The organism is Rudaea sp. 3F27F6, from assembly GCF_005503555.1.
Taxonomy (GTDB): domain Bacteria; phylum Pseudomonadota; class Gammaproteobacteria; order Xanthomonadales; family Rhodanobacteraceae; genus Rudaea.
In genome coordinates this window covers 493,497-513,007 of the sequence record NZ_SCNG01000002.1, presented here as the reverse complement: position 1 = coordinate 513,007, position 19,511 = coordinate 493,497, and the positions used below count along the sequence as shown (strand labels likewise).

Genomic DNA, 19,511 nt, shown 5'->3' with positions numbered 1-19,511 from the left:
AAAAATGCCGTCATTCCCGCGAAAGCGGGAATCCAGCTTTTTCTTTTCATGCTTTTCGAAGCAAGGGCTGGATTCCCGCTTTCGCGGGAATGACGAGCAAAGGCTAAAAGGTAAGAAGCATGGCTGTAGGTCCCGCACCGCAGGAACATCAAGTCGTCTATACGACGCTGCATTTCGATCAGCCCTGGTCGATGGACAGCTATCTGAAAGTCGACGGTTATCAGGCGTGGAAAAAGATTCTCGCCGAGAAACCCGATCCGGCTTCGATCGTCGACGAGCTGAAGAAAAGCTCGCTGCGCGGCCGCGGCGGCGCCGGCTTTCCGACCGGCTTGAAATGGTCGTTCATGCCGAAAGGCGCGATGCAGAAGTACATCCTGTGCAACTCGGACGAGTCCGAGCCGGGAACCTGCAAGGACCGCGACATCCTGCGCTACAACCCGCATTCGGTCGTCGAAGGGCTGGCAATCGCCTGCTACGCGACCGGTTCGACTGTGGCCTACAACTACCTGCGCGGCGAATTCCACCATGAACCGTTCGAGCATTTCGAAGCGGCGCTCAAGGAAGCCTACGCTGCGGGCCTGCTCGGCAAGAACATCGGCGGCAGCGGCATCGATGTCGACATCTATACCGCGCTTGGCGCCGGCGCTTACATCTGCGGCGAAGAAACCGCGCTGATGGAATCGCTCGAAGGCAAGAAGGGGCAGCCGCGCTTCAAGCCGCCGTTCCCGGCCGGTTTCGGCCTGTACGGCAAGCCGACCACGATCAACAACACCGAGACCTACGCGTCGGTGCCGAAGATTCTGACCAAGGGCGCCGAGTGGTTTCTCAACCAAGGTAAGCCGAACAACGGCGGCCCGAAGATCTTTTCCGTGTCGGGCCACGTCAACAAGCCCGGCAATTTCGAGATCAAGCTCGGCACGCCGTTCAAGGATCTGCTTGAAATGGCCGGCGGTGTGCGCAACGGCCACAAGCTCAAGGCGGTGATTCCGGGCGGATCGTCGATGCCGGTGCTGACCGCCGAGACGATGATGGGCCTGACCATGGACTACGACGCGATCCAGAAGGCCGGATCGGGCCTCGGTTCCGGCGCCGTCATCGTCATGGACGAGACGACCTGCATGGTGCGCGCCTGCCACCGCATCAGCCGCTTCTACTACGCCGAATCCTGCGGCCAGTGCACACCATGCCGCGAAGGCACCGGCTGGATGTACCGCATGCTCACGCGCATTGTCGAGGGCAAGGCCCAGCTCGGCGATCTCGACATGCTGAAATCGGCGGCGGGACAAATCGAAGGCCATACGATCTGCGCGTTCGGCGAAGCCGCCGCGTGGCCGGTGCAGGGTTTCCTGCGCCAGTTCTGGTCCGAGTTCGAGTATTACATCAAGAACGGACGCTCGATCGTCGATGCGCCGATGGGAGTCGCAGCATGAGTGCGCAGCCGACCGCGCCCGCCGCGCCGCCCGATTTCGTCAATATCGAAATCGACGGCAAGGCGCTCCAGGTTCCGAAGAATTCGATGATCATTGCCGGTGCCGACAAGGCCGGCATTCCGATCCCGCGCTTCTGCTATCACGAGAAGCTGCCGATCGCCGCGAACTGCCGCATGTGCATGGTCGAGGTCGAGATGGGCGGCAAGCCGATGCCGAAGCCGCAGCCCGCCTGCGCGACCCCGGTCGCCGAGGGCATGAAGATCAAGACGCAGTCGCAGAAGGCGCTGTCTGCGCAGCGCAACGTGATGGAGTTCCTGCTGATCAACCATCCGCTCGACTGCCCGATCTGCGATCAGGGCGGCGAGTGCGAACTGCAGGATCTGTCGATGGGCTACGGCCGATCGGTGTCGCGCTTCGTCGAGCGCAAGCGCGTCGTTCCCGACGAAGATCTCGGTCCGCTGATCGAAACCGAGATGACGCGCTGCATTCAGTGCACGCGCTGTGTGCGCTTCATGACCGACGTGGCCGGCTCGCCGGAACTTGGCGGCATGGGCCGCGGCGAGCATCTGGAGATCGGCACGTATATCGGCAAGACGATCGACAGCGAACTCGGCGGCAACATCATCGACGTCTGTCCGGTCGGCGCGCTGACCAACAAGGTGTTCCGCTTCAAGGCGCGCGCCTGGGAATTGATTGCGCGCGAATCGATCGGCTACCACGACGCGCTCGGCTCGAACCTGTGGCTGCATACGCGCCGCGGCGACGTGCTGCGTGCCGTGCCGCGCGACAACGAAGCGATCAACGAATGCTGGCTCTCGGACCGCGATCGCTATTCGCATCAGGGTCTGTACGCGGACGATCGCGCGACCAAGCCGATGATCCGCAAGAACGGTGAGCTCGTCGAAACGTCGTGGGACGAAGCGATCGCATTCGTCGCCGACGGTTTGAAGAAGCATGGTGCCGATGTCGGCGCGCTCGTTGCGCCGTTCGTCTCGTGTGAGGAAGGCCATCTGCTTGCGCAGATCGTGCGCGGCCTCGGCAGCGACAATATCGACCATCGCTTGCGCGTCGCGGATTTCGCCGACGGCGGCCCGCTCGGCGCGACCTTCGAAATGCCGCTCGCGCAGGTCGAGAAGGCGAATGCCGTGATCCTGGTCGGCAGCAATCCGCGCCACGACGCGCCACTGCTGAGCCACCGCATCCGCAAGGCGTGGAAAAAGGGCGCGAAGGTCTACGCGGTCAATTCGCTCGACCACGATCTCAATTTCGATTTGGTCGCCAAGCACATCGCGTTGCCGTCGCAGCTGGCCGCCGAACTGGCCGCACTGGTTGCGGCCGCGCGCGAAGGCGGCGCTACCGTTCCGGCGCATCTTGCCGGCGCGGTCGACGCAGCGAAACCGACCGATGCGCATCGCGCCACGGTCAAGGTGCTGCGCGATGCCGGCACCTCGGTGCTCGTGTTCGGCAGCGATGCCGTGCATCACGCTCAGGCGTCGCTGCTGCGTGCGCTCGCGAAGTGCCTGGCACAGGCCACGACCAGCGGGTTCAACGAACTCGCCGACGGTGCGAATGCGGTCGGCCTCGCGCGCGTCGGTGCGCTGCCGCGCGCACAAGGGCGCAACGGCGTCGCACTGCTCGCGCAGCCGACCAAGGCTTTTGTCACCTATCACCTCGGCTCGCAGGACACGAGTTCGCCGGCAGCCTACGACGCGGCGCGCAGCAATGCGGCCTTCGGCGTCTACGTCGGCGCTTATGCGTGTGCGGGCGTGAAGCGCACGGCGCATGCCGTGCTGCCGATCGGTCTGCCGCCGGAAGTCGACGGCAGTTACGTGAACATCGACGGCGCCGTGCAGACGGTTTCCTCTGGCGCGAAGCTGCCGGGCGATGCGCGGCCCGGTTGGAAGGTGCTGCGTGCGCTCGGCGCTGCGCTCGGTCTGCCCGGTTTCGGTTTCAACGAATTCGGCGAAGTGCGTGCGCTGGTCGCCGATGCGGCCGCGACGAAATCCACCGCGGCGCCTTCGAACGGATTGGCCGCGTCGGCCACGGCTGCGGTCGCAGCGGGTTCGTTCGAGCGTATCTCGACCGTGCCGATCTACCGCGGCGACGCGGTGCTGCGCCGTTCGCCGGCTTTGCAGGCGCATCCGCTCACGGGCGTGTGTTCGATCGGACTCCATCCCGAGGACGCGCTCGCGCTCGGTCTCGGCAATGGAGCGAAGGCGAAGATCACGGGCGGGGCAGGCGAGGCGACCTTGCCGGTCGTGGTCACGCGCGCGGTGCCGCGCGGCGGCGCCTGGATCGAAAAGACTTGGTCGGAAACGCGCAGCCTGCCGGGCAATGGCGGCGCCGTCACGGTAACGAGGGCCTAAGGCGTGCTTTCCAATTTCTTCCATTCCTGGGTCCACGATCCGTTGGTCAACGGGCTCGGCACATTCGGCCTCGTCGTCTGGCTGGTGCTCTGCATCCTCGCGATCGCCGTGCCGGTGATTCTGTCCGTCGCGCTCTACGTCTGGTGGGAGCGCAAAGTGCTCGGCTGGATGCACGTACGCATGGGACCGAACAGCGTCGGCCCGGCCGGCCTCGCGCAAACGTTCGCCGACGTGTTCAAGCTGCTGCTGAAGGAATACTTCATGCCGCAGGCAGCGAGCAAATTCCTTTTCGTGATCGCGCCGCTGATCGCGCTGGTGCCGGCTTTCGCCGCCTGGGCGGTGGTGCCGTTCGACGACAAGGTCGTGCTTGCCGACATCAACGCCGGCCTGCTGTATCTGCTCGCGATGACCTCGCTCGGCGTCTACGGCATCATCCTCGCCGGCTGGTCGTCGAACTCGAAGTACGCGATGCTCGGCGCGATGCGTTCGGCCGCGCAGGTGGTCTCGTACGAAATCGCGATGGGCATGGCCCTCGTCGGCGTGCTGATCTGCGCGGGCAGTTTGAATTTGTCCGATATCGTGCGCGCACAGTCGGGCCACTGGGGCATTTTCAACGGATTCTGGCTGCCGCTGTTTCCGCTGTTCCTGATCTACTTTATTTCCGGCGTCGCCGAGACCAACCGCGCGCCGTTCGACGTGGCCGAAGGCGAGTCGGAAATCGTCGCCGGCTTCCACGTTGAGTATTCAGGCGCGCCGTTCGCGGTGTTCTTCCTCACCGAATACGCGAACATGATCCTGATCTCGTTCCTCGCCGCGGTGCTGTTCCTCGGCGGCTGGAATTCGATCTTCCCGGTGTCCGTCCCCGTTCTCGGTGCGCCGGGCTGGTGGTGGCTGTTCGCCAAGGCCTTCTTCTTCGCTTTCTTCTACCTCTGGTTCCGCGCCGCGTTCCCGCGCTACCGCTACGACCAGATCATGCGTCTGGGTTGGAAAGTCTTCGTGCCGATCGCGATCGTCTGGGTGCTCGTTGCGGGCTGCCTGGTGTATTTCGATATCGTCGGCCCGGGCAAGGTGTAATCAAGATGACCGCTGTCGTTCGCTATTTCAAAAGCCTCTTTCTGCTTGAGCTGCTCAAGGGCCTCGCGCTGACGGGCAGGTACATGTTCAAGCCGAAGTACACGATGCGTTATCCGATGGAAAAGATTCCGCAGTCGAATCGTTTCCGCGGCCTGCATGCGCTGCGCCGCTATCCGAACGGCGAGGAGCGCTGCATCGCGTGCAAGCTGTGCGAGGCGGTGTGCCCGGCGCTCGCGATCACGATCGACTCGGAGCAGCGTGCCGATGGCACGCGCCGTACGACGCGCTACGACATCGACCTGTTCAAGTGCATCTACTGCGGCTTCTGCGAAGAGAGCTGCCCGGTCGACTCGATCGTCGAGACGAACATCCACGAATACCATTTCGAGAAGCGCGGCGAGAACATCGTGACCAAGCCGCAGCTGCTTGCGATCGGCGACCGCTTCGAATCCCAGATTGCGGCGGCGCGCGCGCAAGATGCGGCCTATCGTTGAACAGATACGTTGGTGAGGCGTAAATGAGTTTTGAACTAATCCTGTTCTACCTGTTCGCCGCGGTACTGACCGTCGCCGCGCTCGGCGTGATCACGGTGAAGAATTCCGTGCACGCAGCGCTGCTGCTCGTGCTGACTTTCTTCACCGCCGCCGCGCTGTGGCTGCTGCTGCAGGCCGAATTCCTCGCCATCGCGCTCGTGCTCGTCTACGTCGGCGCGGTGATGGTGCTGTTCCTGTTCGTGGTGATGATGCTCGACATCAAGATCGAGCCGCTGCGCGAGGGTTTCGTACGCTATCTGCCGGTCGGCGCCATCGTCGCGCTCGTGATGCTGACCGAGATGCTGATGCTGATCGGCCTGAAAGTGATGTCGGCGCAGACGCTGCCGCCGGATCCGGCCGGTGCGTCGAACACAGCCTGGCTCGGCAAGGCGCTGTTCACTCAGTTTCTGCTGCCGTTCGAAGTCGCCGCGGTGATCCTCACTGTGGCGCTGATCGCCGCGGTCATGCTGACTTTGCGCCGCCGCGTCGGCGTGAAGGCGCAGAACCCGGCCAAGCAGGTCGCGGTCAAGGCGAGCGAGCGCATCCGCATCGTCAAGATGGAAAGTGCCAGCAAGGGAGCCTCGACGCCGTGAACGCTTTGTCCCAGATCACCTTGTCGCATTACATCGTGCTCGGCGCGATCCTGTTCTGCATTTCCGTGGCCGGCATCTTCATCAACCGCAAGAACGTCATCGTGCTGCTGATGTCGATCGAGCTGATGCTGCTTGCGGTGAACACCAACTTCGTCGCCTTCTCGCGCTTTCTCGGCAACGTCGACGGGCAGGTGTTCGTGTTCTTCATTCTCACGGTGGCGGCGGCGGAATCGGCGATCGGTCTCGCGATCCTGGTCGTGCTGTTCCGCAACCGCGCGACGATCAACGTCGGCGAAATCGATAGCATGAAAGGCTGATAGGCATGAGTCTCAATCCCACCATCCTGCTTATCATCGCTCTCGCGCCGCTGGTCGGCGCGATCATCGCCGGCATCTTCCGCCATCAGGTTGGCCGCGTCGGCGCGCATACGGTGACGATCGCCGGCGTCGCGCTGTCGTGCGTGCTGTCGTTCTACGTGCTCTATCAGCTCGTCTGGGGCGGCGCGCAGACGTACAACGAGAATCTCTATACCTGGCTGCAGGTCGGCGGCATCGATGCGCACGTCGGCTTCCTCGTCGACCGGCTCACCGCGATGATGATGGTCGTGGTCACCTTCGTCTCGCTGATGGTGCACGTCTACACGATCGGCTATATGGCCGAAGACGACGGTTACCAGCGTTTCTTCAGCTACATCGCGCTGTTCACGTTTTCGATGCTGATGCTCGTGATGAGTAACAACTTCCTGCAGTTGTTCTTCGGCTGGGAAGCGGTCGGTCTCGTCTCGTATCTGCTGATCGGTTTCTGGTTCAAGCGGCCGACCGCGGTCTTCGCCAACATGAAGGCGTTCCTGGTCAACCGCGTCGGCGACTTCGGCTTCCTGCTCGGCATCGCCGGCGTGCTGTATTTTTTCCATTCGCTCGACTACGCAACCGTGTTCGCGCACACCGACGCGCTGAACGGCAAGACCATCGAGATCGTCAGCGGCAGCGCCTGGTCGGCGGCGAGCGTGATCTGCATCTGCCTGTTCATCGGCGCGATGGGCAAATCGGCGCAGGTGCCGCTGCACGTGTGGCTGCCCGATTCGATGGAAGGCCCGACGCCGATCTCGGCGCTGATCCATGCCGCGACGATGGTGACCGCGGGCATCTTCATGGTCGCGCGCATGTCGCCGCTGTTCGAGCTGTCGGAAACGGCGCTGTCCTTCGTTCTCGTGATCGGTGCGACGACCGCGTTCTTCACCGGCCTGATCGGCATCGTGCAGAACGACATCAAGCGCGTCGTCGCCTACTCGACCCTGTCGCAGCTCGGCTATATGACCGCGGCGCTCGGCGTGTCGGCGTATTCGGCTGCGGTATTCCACCTGATGACCCACGCGTTCTTCAAGGCGCTGCTGTTCCTCGGCGCCGGCTCGGTCATCATCGCCATGCACCACGAGCAGGACATGCGCTACATGGGCGGCCTGCGCAAGTACATGCCGATCACCTTCATCACCGCCTGGATCGGTACGCTGGCGTTGACCGGCATGCCGGGCTTTGCCGGGTTCTATTCGAAGGATGCGATTATCGAAGCCGTGAAAGAGGCTTCGGAACACGGCGGTTGGATTCAGCACTATGCGTACTGGTGCGTGCTGCTCGGCGTCTTCGTCACCGCGTTCTACAGTTTCCGTTTGCTCTATTTGACCTTCCACGGCAAAGAGCGTTTTGTCGTCGACCACGGCCACGGTCATGGACACGGCGATCACGACGACCACGGCCATCAGGAGCCGGGCCATCTTGCGCACGAGCCGCACGAGTCGCCGGCCGTCGTGACCTGGCCGCTGATGGCGTTGGCGATTCCGTCGATCGTCATCGGTGCGCTGACCGTCGGCGCGATGCTGTACGGCGACTACTTCGGCAGCGCGATCCACGTCGCGCATGCGGAAGGCGAGGGCGCACATGATTTCCACGGCTGGCTGGCGATGGCGCTGCATGGTTTGACCCAACCGCCGTTCTGGCTGGCCTTCGGCGGCTTCCTGCTCGCGACCTATATCTATCTGTTCAACCCGTCGATCGCCGACAAGGCGAAAAGCGCGCTGCATCCGATCTGGAACATGCTCGACAAGAAGTATTGGTTCGATCCGATCTACCAGGCCGTTTTCGCGCGCGGCAGCATCGCGCTGGGACGCGGGTTGTGGAAGGGCGGCGATGTCGGCGTGATCGACAACGTGCTGATCGACGGTTCGGCGAGTGCGGTTGCGCGCGTCGCAGGCGTCGTGCGCTGGGTGCAGTCGGGATATCTGTACACCTATGCGTTCGCGATGATCCTCGGGCTGGTGTTCCTGCTCGGTGGGTTGTGGTGGGTGGTAGGAAAGTAAATTTTGCTCGTCATTCCCGCGCGCTCTTGGCGGGAATCCAGCGACTTTGCTTTTGAACAGCTAAGGCGCTGGATTCCCGCCTTCGCGGGAATGACGAGCTAAGAAGATCAAACGGGACTGAGTAAATGATGCAATCGCTGTTAAGCATCCTGATCTGGCTGCCGATCGTCGGTGGTTTCGCCGTGCTCGCGCTGGGCACGCATCGGGCCAAGGGGGCGCGCTGGCTCGCGCTTGCCGTCGCCATCGTCACCTTCATCGTCAGCATTCAGCTGCTGACGGGCTATGACGCGGCCGCGGGCACCATGCAGTTCATCGAACAGCATCGCTGGATCGCGGCGATCAACGCCAACTACCATCTCGGCGTCGACGGCATCTCGGTCGCGCTGATTGTGCTGACGACCTTCGTCACCGTGCTCGTCATTCTCGGCGCCTGGGATTCGGTGCACGACAAGGTCAACCAGTACCTTGCCGCCTTCCTCGTGCTCGAAGGTCTGATGGTCGGCGTGTTCTGCGCGCTCGACGCACTGCTGTTCTACGTGTTCTTCGAAGGCATGTTGATTCCGATGTTCATCATCATCGGCATCTGGGGCGGCCCGCGTCGCGTCTACGCGACCCTGAAGTTCTTCCTCTACACGTTCTTCGGCTCGATCTTCATGCTGGTCGGGCTGATCTATCTGTACACGCAGTCGAACAGTTGGGAGCTGTCGCAGCTTGCCGCGCTCAAGCTCACTCTTGAGCAGCAGTCGTGGCTGTTCTTCGCCTTCCTGATCGCGTTCGCGGTCAAGGTGCCGATGTGGCCGGTGCACACTTGGTTGCCCGATGCCCACGTCGAGGCGCCGACCGGCGGTTCGGTGATCCTGGCCGCGATCATGCTGAAGATCGGCGGCTACGGTTTCCTGCGCTTCTCGCTGCCGATCACGCCTGACGCGAGCCAGCATTTCGCCTGGCTGCTGATCGCGCTGTCCCTGGTCGCGGTGATCTACGTCGGCTTCGTCGCTCTGGTGCAGGAGGACATGAAGAAGCTGATCGCGTATTCGTCCGTTTCGCACATGGGCTTCGTCACCCTCGGCATCTTCATTTCGCTCGCGCTGGTGCGCGTCGGCGGCAACAAGGACGCCGCGTATCTCGGCGTCTCCGGCGCGATGGTGCAGATGATCTCGCACGGCTTTGTCTCCGGCGCGATGTTCTCGTGCGTCGGCGTCATCTACGATCGCATGCACACGCGCATGATCAAGGACTACGGCGGCGTGGTGAACACCATGCCGTGGTACGCCGCCTTCGTCGTGCTGTTCGCAATGGCCAATTGCGGCCTGCCCGGAACGAGTGGCTTCGTCGGCGAGTTCATGGTGATCCTTGCCAGCTTCCAGTCGAACTTCTGGATTGCCGCGCTCGCCGCGTTCACCCTGATCATCGGCGCGGCCTACACGCTGTGGCTGGTCAAGCGCGTGATCTGGGGCGATGTGACCAACGATCACGTCGCCAAGCTGAAAGACATCAATGCGCGCGAGGCGCTCGTGCTCGGCACGTTCGCGGCAGCGACCCTGCTGTTCGGCATCTGGCCGGCGCCGCTGACGCATCTGATGGACGCCTCGATCAAACACATTGTCGATCAGCTGCTGATCGTCAAGGTCGGATAATCACCATGCCATTTAGCCTTCACGATCTCTATCTGCTTCTGCCCGAAGCGTTCCTGCTGTTCGCGGTTTGCGGCTTGATCGCGGTCGACCTGCTGGTCAAGCCGTCGCAGCGCGACGTCACCCACTGGCTGGCGATCGGCGTGCTCGTCGCCACGCTGGCGCTCGTCGTCTATTCGGTGGCGCCGGGACGCGGTTTCTCCGGCATGTTCGTTCACGATGCCGTCTCGCGGCTGCTCAAAGTCTTCATCCTGCTTATCGTCATCGCGGTGTTCGTCTACGCGCGCAACTATCTGAAGGATCGCAAGCTCTACGTCGGCGAGTTCTACATACTCTGCCTGTTCGCGACGCTCGGCATGATGCTGCTCGTCTCGGCCGGCAGTCTGGTGATGATCTACGTCGGCCTCGAACTGCTGACGCTGTCGTCGTATGCGCTGGTCGCGCTCAATCGAGATTCGCCGTTGTCGTCCGAAGCGGCGATGAAGTACTTCGTGCTCGGCGCGCTGGCCTCGGGCATCCTGCTCTACGGCATGTCGATGATCTACGGTGCGACCGGTACGCTGGATCTGAAGAGCATCCACGAACTCGTGGCCTCCGGCGTCGGCGACAACAAGGTCCTGCTGACGTTCGGACTGGTCTTCCTCGTCGCCGGCATCGGCTTCAAGTTCGGTGCGGCGCCGTTCCACATGTGGCTGCCCGATGTCTATCAAGGTTCGCCCACGGCGGTGACGACCTTCATCGGCTCGGCGCCGAAGATCGCCGCGTTCGGCATGGCTTGGCGTCTGCTCGAAGGCGCGCTCGGCGGCCTGCACCAGCATTGGGGCGATATGCTCGCCGTACTCGCGGTGCTGTCGCTCGGTATCGGCAACGTCGTCGCGATCGCGCAAAGCAACCTCAAGCGCATGCTCGCGTACTCGACGATTTCGCACGTCGGCTTCCTTCTGCTCGGCCTCGCGAACGGTACGCCGTCCGGCTATGCCGCGGCGATGTTCTACGCGATCGCCTACGCAATCATGTCGGCCGCGGCGTTCGGTTCGATCCTGCTGCTTGCGCGCGCGGGCTTCGAGGCCGAAGAGATCGACGACTTCAAAGGCCTCAACCAGCGCAATCCCTGGTACGCCTTCGTCGTGCTGCTGGTGATGGCCTCGCTCGCCGGCATTCCGCCGCTGTTCGGCTTCTTCGCCAAGCTGCTCGTGCTCAAGGCCGCGCTCGACGCCGGCATGCTCTGGCTGTCGATCGTCGCTATCGTCTTCGCCATCGTCGGCGCGTTCTACTATCTGCGCGTGATCAAGGTGATGTATTTCGATGCGCCGGTGGAGAAGGGCGTGCTCGCCTTGCCGCACGATATCCCGCTGCGCTGGATTCTTTCGGTCAACGGCGCCGCCTTGCTGTTCCTCGGTTTGTTCTTCGGCCCGCTGCTGAGCTGGTGCTACCGCGCGATGGGCGCGGGCTGAGTGAAATAAAACAAACAAGTGATTTAACGTCCTTGCAAAATACTGCGGTTTAGGACTAGAATTGCGTTCCCTGGTGCGGGGTGGAGCAGTCTGGCAGCTCGTCGGGCTCATAACCCGAAGGTCGTAGGTTCAAATCCTGCCCCCGCTACCAATTTTTCTGAGTGCCCGGCCAGTCCGGCACTTTCTTCGCAGGATGCGGATCGCCGGTTTCTGGATAAAAACGGCGGACTAAGGAATGGGCCTATGGCCCATTTTTTGTTTCTGGAATTTGTCGGCTGCAGAGGGGCGAAAGGTCGAACCGGACGTTCGCGCTGCAGATGCAAGTCAAATAAAAGCCGGGCTCGGCCAATCGGGCCCCTACGAGTGAATCCGCTTTATCCGAATGATGAGAAACGAGGAACTGACCAATCTGGTATCGCCCGCGATCGCGGACATGGGCCTGGAATGCCTCGGCGTCGAGTACAGCCCGTCGCATGGCAACTCGCTTGTGCGCGTATACATCGACGCAGCCGATCGCGCGGTGACGGTGGACGATTGCGAGTTGGTCAGTCGTCAAGTGTCGGCGCTGTTCGACGTGAACGATCCGATCGTCGGCCGCTACACGCTCGAAGTGTCTTCACCGGGTCTGGACCGTCCGCTGTACACGCCCGAACAGTTCGCGCGTTTCGTCGGCGAGGAAGCGAAGATCGAACTGAGCCTGCCGCTGAACGGACGGCGTCGTTTCCAAGGCCCGATTCTCGCCGTCGAAGGCGAGACGATCACGGTCGAGCAGGATGGTGCCGCGGTGAACATTGCGCACGGCAACGTACACAAGGCCAAGCTCGTGGCGCAGTTCGACGAACCGAAGAAGCCGGGAAAAAGCGGCAAGGCCGAGAAAAGCAAGAAATAACGTTCTGCCCGCAGCATCTGTCCGCGAAAAATGGGTAGCGGGGGCAGGATTTGAACCTACGAGTTGAACTCGCAGGAAAGATGGAAGAACAGGGCGTTGGATTCCCGTTTCCGCGGGAATGACAAAGAAAAAGACGACGAGCTCGCGGAGCGGGCTCTGGAGAATCGAAATGAGCAAAGAATTGTTGTTGGTGGCTGATGCGGTGGCGAACGAGAAGGGCGTCGAACGCGACGTGATCTTTCACGCGCTCGAGGCGGCGCTCGCGTCTGCGGCGAAGAAGCGCTATCCGAACGAAGACGTTGCCGCGCGAGTTTCGATCGATCGCAACAGCGGCGAATATGTCACCTTCCGCCGTTGGGAAGTCGTTCCCGACGACGTGGTCATGGAGTCCCCGGACCGCCAGCTCCGCCTGATGGACGCGGTCGACGCCAAGGCCGACGCGCAGGTCGGCGACTGGATCGAAGAGAAGATCGACAACCCCGATTTCGGCCGCATCTCCGCGCAGGCCGCCAAGCAGGTCATCGTCCAGCATGTGCGCGAGGCCGAGCGTGCGCTCGTCGTCTCCGCATTCAAGGATCGCGTCGGCGAACTCGTCACCGGCGTGGTCAAGCGCGTCGAGCGCGGCAGCATCTATCTCGATCTCGGCGGCAATGCCGAAGCCTATATTTCGCGCGACAAGGCGGTTCCACGCGAAGCGGTGCGCGCCGGCGACCGCGTGCGCGGCTATCTGTACGAAGTGCGCGCCGAGCAGCGCGGCCCGCAGTTGTTCGTGTCGCGTACCGCCCCCGAATTCATGATCGAGCTGTTCAAGCTCGAAGTGCCCGAAGTCGGCCAGGGTCTCGTCGAGATCAAGGCCGCGGCGCGCGACGCCGGCGATCGCGCCAAGATCGCCGTGATCGCGCACGACCACCGTACCGATCCGATCGGCGCTTGCATCGGCATGCGCGGTTCGCGCGTGCAGGCGGTGTCGAACGAACTCAACGGCGAGCGCATCGACATCGTGCTGTGGAACGATAACGCGGCGCAGTTCGTCATCAACGCGATGGCGCCGGCCGAGGTGCAGTCGATCATCGTCGACGAAGACAAGCACTCGATGGATATCGCTGTCGCCGAGGACAAGCTCTCGCAGGCGATCGGCCGCGGCGGCCAGAACGTGCGCCTCGCGTCCAAGCTCTCGGGCTGGCAGCTCAACGTGATGACGCAGGACCAGGTCGCGGCGAAGTCCGAGGCCGAACAGGCCACGGCGCGCGAACTGTTCCAGGCCAAGCTCGAGGTCGATGCGGAAATCGCCGCGATCCTCGTGCAGGAAGGTTTCTCGACGGTCGAGGAAATCGCCTACGTGCCGACCGCCGAGCTGCTCGGCATCGAAGGCTTCGACGAGGACATCGTCGAGGAGCTGCGCGCACGTGCGCGCGATGCGCTGCTCACCGATGCGCTCGCGGTCGAGGAAGACATCGACGAACATAAGCCGGCCGACGACCTGCTCAGCGTCACGGGCATGGACGAGGCGACCGCGTTTGCGCTCGCGCAGCACAAGATCGTGACGCGCGAGAACCTCGCCGATCTCGCCACCGACGAACTGATTGAGCTTGCCATCGACGGCGTCGACGAGCAGCGCGCGTCGGCGCTGATCATGGCGGCAAGGCAGGCGGTTGCGGCGTAGTCGACAAGATCAGAATGAATCAGGTGTACGTATGAACACTTGAGCCCATAGTGCTCGTCGGTTCCCGCTTCGGCAGGAGCGGCGACAGAAGCGAACAAGGGCAAGGCGCGATCGACACTGCGCCTCGCCGCGAGGAGAAGTCAGGAACCATGTCGGACGTAACGATCAAACAACTCGCCGGTGTGCTCGGCATGAGCGTGGACAAGCTGCTTACCCAGCTTGACGGCGCTGGCATGAAGTTCTCCAGTCCCGATCAGGTCGTCTCGAGCACCGAGAAAGTCAAGCTGCTCGGCTTCCTGCGCCGCACGCACGGCAAGGGCGAAGCCCCGCCCGCGGACGACAACGCGCCGCGCCAGGTGACGCTCAAGCGCCGCACGGTCAGCGAACTCACCGTCAACCAGGGCGCCACACGTGGCAAGACGGTCAACGTCGAAGTGCGGCAGAAGCGCACCTACGTCAAGCGCAGCGAAATCCCGAACGAGCAGCGCCCCGATGCGGAGCGCGAGGATGCGCTGAAGAAGCTCGCGGAATCGCAGCTCAAGCGCGAGACCGAAGAAATCACGCGCCAGGATCAGGAGCGTCGCCGCCTCGAAGAAGAGGCCAAGATGCGCGCGGCCGAAGAAGCGCGCGCGCGCGCCGAAGCCGAAGCCCGCGAGGCGCAGGCCAAAGCCGCCGCGGAACAGGCGGCAAAACAGACCCCCGCCGTTGCGACCGAGGCAAAACCGGCCGAACGCCCGGCGAAGACCGAGGCCGCAACGCCGGCCGCGGCGCGCAAGCCGGCCGAACCGCCGCGTCCGCGTCCTGCCCGCGCTCCGGAGACCGACGCGGCTGCGCAGGCCGCCGGTCGTCATAAAAAGCACGGTTCGCACCAGATGCGCGACAACGATTCGGCCGACGATGCGGCACGCCGTTACTTCGGCGCGGAACTGCACCTTTCCGACGAAGGCCACGCGCGCCGCGGGGCGATCAAGCGCAAGCCGCGCAGACACGTCGAGCAGACGCGCGGGCAGAGCGGCCAGCATGGCTTCTCGCGTCCGACCGCGCCGGTCACGCGCGACGTTCCGATCGGCGATTCGATCCTCGTCTCCGATCTCGCGCAGAAGATGGCGGTCAAAGGCGCCGACGTCGTGCGCGCGCTGTTCAAGATGGGCGTGATGGCGACGATCAACCAGCCGATCGACCACGACACGGCCGTGCTCGTCGTCGAGGAACTCGGCCACAAGGCCACGCGCATGGAAGAGAGCAACGCCGAAACCACGCTGGCTAAGGTCGAAATCGTCGGCGACAGAGAGACGCGTCCGCCGGTCGTCACGATCATGGGCCACGTCGACCACGGCAAGACCTCTCTGCTCGACTATATCCGCCGCACCAAGGTGGCGTCGGGCGAAGCGGGCGGCATCACCCAGCACATCGGCGCGTATCACGTGAAGACCGACAAGGGCGTGATCTCGTTCCTGGATACCCCGGGCCACGCCGCGTTCAGCGCGATGCGCGCGCGCGGCGCGAAGTTGACCGACATCGTCGTTCTCGTGGTCGCCGCCGATGACGGCGTGATGCCGCAGACGATCGAGGCGATCAATCACGCGCGCGCGGCGAAGGTGCCGCTGATCGTCGCGATGAACAAGATGGACAAGCCCGAGGCGAATCCCGACCAGGTCAAGCAGGGCCTCGTCCAGCACGAAGTCGTGCCGGAAGAATGGGGCGGCGACGTGCAGATCGTGCCGGTGTCGGCGAAAACCGGCGACGGCGTCGACAACCTGCTCGATGCGATCCTGCTGCAGGCCGAGGTCATGGAACTCACTGCGGTCAAGGACGGCCTCGCCTCGGGCGTGGTCGTCGAATCGAGCCTCGACAAGGGCCGCGGCCCGGTCGCGACCGTGCTCGTGCAGCAAGGCACGTTGAAGAAGGGCGATTTCATCGTCTGCGGCGTCGAATACGGCCGCGTGCGTGCGTTGTTCAACGAAGGCGGCCAGCAGGTCGACGCCGCGGGTCCGTCGATTCCGGTGCAATTGCTCGGTCTTTCCGGCGTGCCCGATGCGGGCGACGACTTCATCGTCGTGCAGGACGAGCGCCTGGCCAAGGACGTTGCGCTCGAACGCCAGCACAAGCGCCGCGACGCGCGCCTGCTCAAGCAGGCCGGCAACCGCATGGAAGACATCATGGCGCAGATGGGCCAGGGCGAGGGACAGCAGACCCTCAACCTCGTCGTCAAGGCCGACGTGCAGGGTTCGGCCGAAGCGCTGCGCGATGCGCTGACCAAGATCGGCAACGACAAGGTCAAAGTCCACGTCATCGGCTCGGGCGTCGGCGGCATCACCGAATCCGACGCGACGCTCGCGGCGACGTCGAAGGCCACGATCATCGGCTTCAACGTGCGTGCCGACGCGTCGGCACGCAAGATCATCGAAGCGAACGGCCTCGACCTGCGCTACTTCTCGATCATCTATGACGTGATCGACCAGGTGAAGCAGGTCGCTTCGGGTCTGCTCGGCAAGGAAATCCGCGAAGAGATCATCGGTATCGCCCAGGTGCGCGACGTGTTCCGCTCGTCGAAGTTCGGCGCGATCGCCGGCTGTATGGTCATCGAGGGTACGGTCAAGCGCAACAAGCCGATCCGCGTGCTGCGCGACAACACGGTCATTTTCCAGGGCGAGCTCGAATCGCTGCGCCGCTTCAAGGAAAACGTCGAAGAAGTGCGCAACGGCACGGAGTGCGGCATCGGCGTCAAGCAGTACAACGACGTCAAGGCAGGCGATCAGATCGAATGCTTCGAGCGCATCGAGGTGGCGAGGACACTGTAACCTCGCCGGCCTCATGGCTTCCGCGATTCCCGACTTCGATGTACCGCCCGGAGACGTATCGGCAAAGCCGTCTCCGGTGCGGTCGTGCCCAGCGCTCATGTACGATGTGGCAATCGGCGTAGCGCTTAGGGGTGCCGCCCCGCGGCTGCGTTGGCTGTGAGTGAGAACTCGCACGGGGATCGACCATGAATTTTCTTCGCACCACGTTTTTGCTTTGCGCCGGTTTCTTCGCCATCGCGGCACAGGCCCAGGAAAGCGCCCCGAGGATTGATCCGGCCGGAACAGTGACCGCGCCCGCGGCGCGCTTCCCGTTCTCGGTCTTCGCCTCGAAGGAGGCGCTCACGCGCTTCGGTCAGATCTTCGAAGAGGGCAAAGCCTCGCCGCCGCTCGGCCAGGATATCCAGGCCAGCCGCGCCTTCTACGACAAGATCAATTCCGACCGCGCCGAGCGCATGAAGAAGCTCTATCCGGTCGAGATCGCCGCGCAGAAATTCGGCGTCGTCGGTGCCGATGTGGTCACGCCGAAAGGCGGGGTCGACAAACGCAACGCGCAGCGCGTGCTGATCAATCTGCACGGTGGTGCGTTCCTCTGGGGCGCGGGCAGCGGCGGCCTCGTCGAGGCGATTCCGATCGCCAGCGTCGGCAAGATCAAGGTGGTCACGATCGATTACCGCCAGGGCCCCGAGCATGTGTTCCCCGCCGCGAGCGAGGACGTGGAAAAAGTCTACCGCGAGTTACTGAAGACCTATAAGCCGCAGAACATCGGTATCTACGGTTGTTCGGCCGGCGGTGCGCTGACCGCCGAGGCGGCGGCATGGCTGCAGACCAAGAACCTGCCTGCGCCGGGCGCGATCGGCATCTTCTGCGCCGGCGTCGTCGATTTGAACGGCGATTCGGCCTACACGGGCCACCTGCTCATGGGCGAGAAAGTGCCGGAACAGGCGTTTCCGCTGACCGCGCTGCCGTATTTCAAAGGCGCCGATCCGGCCAGTCCGCTCGTGCTGCCGGGTCTCTCGGGTGCCGTACTCGCGAAGTTTCCTCCGACCCTGCTGATCTCGGGTTCGCGCGATTTTTCCATGAGCGCGACCCTGCGCAGCAACGAATTGCTGACCGAAGCGGGCGCCGCGACCGAGCTGCATGTCTGGGAAGGCATGTGGCATTCGTTCTTCTCCGATCCGGAATTGCCCGAATCGAAAGCGATGTATGCGGTCGTCGCGCGCTTCTTCGATCGCGAACTCGGTCGCGTCCGCGCCGCCGCCAACAAGGAACACTGAAATGCCTTCGCATTCCTTCACCCGCTCCGACCGTCTCGCCGCCGAGCTGCGCCGTTTGATCGGCACCATGGTGCACGAGGTCGTGCGCGACAACGCGCTGCCGTCGATGAGCGTGTCCGATGTCGAAGTCACCAAGGATTTCGACGTCGCCACGATCTTCGTCACCGCGCTGCTGCCCGACAAGGCCGTCGAGGGGGTGAAGGCGCTCAACGAGCTGGCCAAGGAATTCCGCCGCGAACTGTCGCGCACGATGAAGATCCGCCGCGTACCGGAATTGCGTTTCCGCTACGACGACTCGCTCGACCGCGGCGAACGCATCGAGGCCCTGCTGCGCGGGAATCCGTGAAGGCGGCGTTTCGCGACGTTTCCGGCATCCTGCTGTTCGACAAGCCTCTGGGGTTGAGTTCGAACCAGGCGCTGCAGAAGGTGCGTCATCTGTTCAAGGCGCAGAAGGGCGGCCATACCGGCAGCCTCGATCCGCTCGCGACGGGTCTGCTGCCGATCTGTTTCGGCGAGGCGACCAAGATCGCCGGCTATCTGCTCGGCTCGCGCAAGGCGTATTCCGCGCAGTGCCGGCTCGGCGCGACGACGACGACCGACGATGCGGAAGGCGAGGTCGTCGAAACGCGGCCCGTGCCGCCGCTCGACGCCGCAACCATCGACGCGGCATTGGCGACGTTGCGCGGACGCATCGTGCAGGTACCGCCGGCGTATTCGGCGATCAAGCAGGGCGGGGTGCCGCTGTACCGGCGTGCGCGTCGCGGCGAGGACGTCGAAGTGCCGTCGCGCGAGGTCGAGGTCCACCGCTTCGATCTGCTCGCGCGCGAAGGCGACCTGCTGCACCTGCACGTCGAATGCGGTTCCGGCACGTATGTGCGCAGTCTTGCGCGCGATCTCGGCGAGAAGCTCGGCTGCGGCGCGCATCTGACCGCGCTGCGACGCGAGTGGGTGGCGCCGTTCCTGCAGCCGGTCATGTGGACTTGGGAGCAGCTCGAACGCCTCCACGCGCAACGCGGATTCGAAGGGCTCGACGAATTGCTGCTGCCGCTGGAGCAGGGCTTGTCCTCGCTACCCGCGCTGACGCTGACGGAAAACGAAGTGATTCAAGTCAAGCAAGGCAAGCGCGTAGTACAGAGCACGCTGTTCGATCAAGCGCTTTGCTGCGCGCTCGATACACAAAGCCGGTTGATTGCCTTGGTGGAAATCGACCCGCGCGGCGAAATGCACGTGCGCCGCGGATTCAATCCTGCTTGATCGGCTCTTGTGGGCATGGCTCCTTTGCGACTGAGCCAGCCTTTATTCGAATCGCGAAATGCCGAGTTTCCGGCGCTTTCCGATGATGCGGGGAAGGTCGTGGCGTGCTGATCTCATGGCGATGGATCGTCACGGCGGCGCTAGGCGGCAAATAGCTGCAGGGCTGTGGGTCAGCCGGCGAAGCCTTACAGAT

15 protein-coding genes and 1 tRNA gene are annotated in these 19,511 nt (G+C 63.3%); all 16 read left to right on the top strand.

Annotation, left to right across the window (positions count from 1 at the left end; all coding sequences use genetic code 11):
• The first annotated feature begins 119 nt into the window (after nt 1–119).
• The 16 genes from nuoF (at nt 120) to truB (ending at nt 19,318) form a co-directional block, all read left to right on the top strand.
• Nucleotides 120–1,430: an NADH-quinone oxidoreductase subunit NuoF gene (gene nuoF, locus FFS30_RS10030; RefSeq protein WP_137913000.1), complete on the top strand. Its 1,311-nt coding sequence runs from the start codon at nt 120–122 to the stop codon at nt 1,428–1,430.
• Nucleotides 1,427–3,796, top strand: a complete 2,370-nt coding sequence (nuoG, locus tag FFS30_RS10025) for an NADH-quinone oxidoreductase subunit NuoG (protein ID WP_137912999.1) — start codon at nt 1,427–1,429, stop codon at nt 3,794–3,796. The genes nuoF and nuoG overlap by 4 nt, the downstream gene beginning before the upstream one ends.
• A 42-nt stretch (nt 3,797–3,838) precedes the next feature.
• Nucleotides 3,839–4,870 carry an NADH-quinone oxidoreductase subunit NuoH gene (gene nuoH, locus FFS30_RS10020; RefSeq protein WP_137913547.1) on the top strand — a complete coding sequence of 344 codons (1,032 nt, stop codon included), beginning with the start codon at nt 3,839–3,841 and terminating at the stop codon, nt 4,868–4,870.
• Nucleotides 4,871–4,875: 5 nt separating this feature from the next.
• The gene (gene nuoI / locus FFS30_RS10015; RefSeq protein WP_137912998.1) at nt 4,876–5,364 is read left to right on the top strand and encodes an NADH-quinone oxidoreductase subunit NuoI; all 489 of its coding nucleotides are present in this window, start codon (nt 4,876–4,878) and stop codon (nt 5,362–5,364) included.
• Nucleotides 5,365–5,387: 23 nt separating this feature from the next.
• The gene (locus FFS30_RS10010) at nt 5,388–5,996 is read left to right on the top strand and encodes an NADH-quinone oxidoreductase subunit J (protein ID WP_137912997.1); all 609 of its coding nucleotides are present in this window, start codon (nt 5,388–5,390) and stop codon (nt 5,994–5,996) included.
• A gap of 14 nt (nt 5,997–6,010) precedes the next feature.
• Nucleotides 6,011–6,313 (top strand): NADH-quinone oxidoreductase subunit NuoK, encoded by a 303-nt coding sequence (gene nuoK / locus FFS30_RS10005; RefSeq protein ID WP_212742466.1) that lies wholly within the window; start codon nt 6,011–6,013, stop codon nt 6,311–6,313.
• A 5-nt stretch (nt 6,314–6,318) separates the two neighbouring features.
• A complete protein-coding gene (gene nuoL, locus FFS30_RS10000) occupies nt 6,319–8,349 on the top strand; it encodes an NADH-quinone oxidoreductase subunit L (protein WP_137912996.1) in 2,031 nt (676 codons plus the stop codon).
• Nucleotides 8,350–8,477: 128 nt separating this feature from the next.
• On the top strand, nt 8,478–9,986 hold the full coding sequence (locus FFS30_RS09995) for an NADH-quinone oxidoreductase subunit M (RefSeq protein ID WP_171014592.1): 1,509 nt from the start codon (nt 8,478–8,480) through the stop codon (nt 9,984–9,986).
• Between the two features lie 5 nt (nt 9,987–9,991).
• Entirely contained in the window at nt 9,992–11,437 is a 1,446-nt protein-coding gene (nuoN, locus tag FFS30_RS09990; RefSeq protein WP_137912994.1) for an NADH-quinone oxidoreductase subunit NuoN, read from the top strand.
• A gap of 74 nt (nt 11,438–11,511) precedes the next feature.
• Nucleotides 11,512–11,588: transfer RNA gene (locus FFS30_RS09985), tRNA-Met, on the top strand.
• A gap of 231 nt (nt 11,589–11,819) precedes the next feature.
• On the top strand, nt 11,820–12,326 hold the full coding sequence (gene rimP / locus FFS30_RS09980) for a ribosome maturation factor RimP (RefSeq protein ID WP_137912993.1): 507 nt from the start codon (nt 11,820–11,822) through the stop codon (nt 12,324–12,326).
• 169 nt (nt 12,327–12,495) lie between these two features.
• Nucleotides 12,496–13,989, top strand: a complete 1,494-nt coding sequence (nusA, locus tag FFS30_RS09975) for a transcription termination factor NusA (protein ID WP_137912992.1) — start codon at nt 12,496–12,498, stop codon at nt 13,987–13,989.
• Between the two features lie 149 nt (nt 13,990–14,138).
• Nucleotides 14,139–16,790 carry a translation initiation factor IF-2 gene (gene infB / locus FFS30_RS09970; RefSeq protein WP_137912991.1) on the top strand — a complete coding sequence of 884 codons (2,652 nt, stop codon included), beginning with the start codon at nt 14,139–14,141 and terminating at the stop codon, nt 16,788–16,790.
• A 185-nt stretch (nt 16,791–16,975) separates the two neighbouring features.
• Nucleotides 16,976–18,064 carry an alpha/beta hydrolase gene (locus FFS30_RS09965; RefSeq protein WP_249352359.1) on the top strand — a complete coding sequence of 363 codons (1,089 nt, stop codon included), beginning with the start codon at nt 16,976–16,978 and terminating at the stop codon, nt 18,062–18,064.
• Between the two features lies 1 nt (nt 18,065).
• A complete protein-coding gene (rbfA, locus tag FFS30_RS09960; protein WP_137912990.1) occupies nt 18,066–18,410 on the top strand; it encodes a 30S ribosome-binding factor RbfA in 345 nt (114 codons plus the stop codon).
• Nucleotides 18,407–19,318, top strand: a complete 912-nt coding sequence (gene truB, locus FFS30_RS09955) for a tRNA pseudouridine(55) synthase TruB (RefSeq protein WP_137912989.1) — start codon at nt 18,407–18,409, stop codon at nt 19,316–19,318. The genes rbfA and truB overlap by 4 nt, the downstream gene beginning before the upstream one ends.
• Nucleotides 19,319–19,511: the final 193 nt, after the last annotated feature.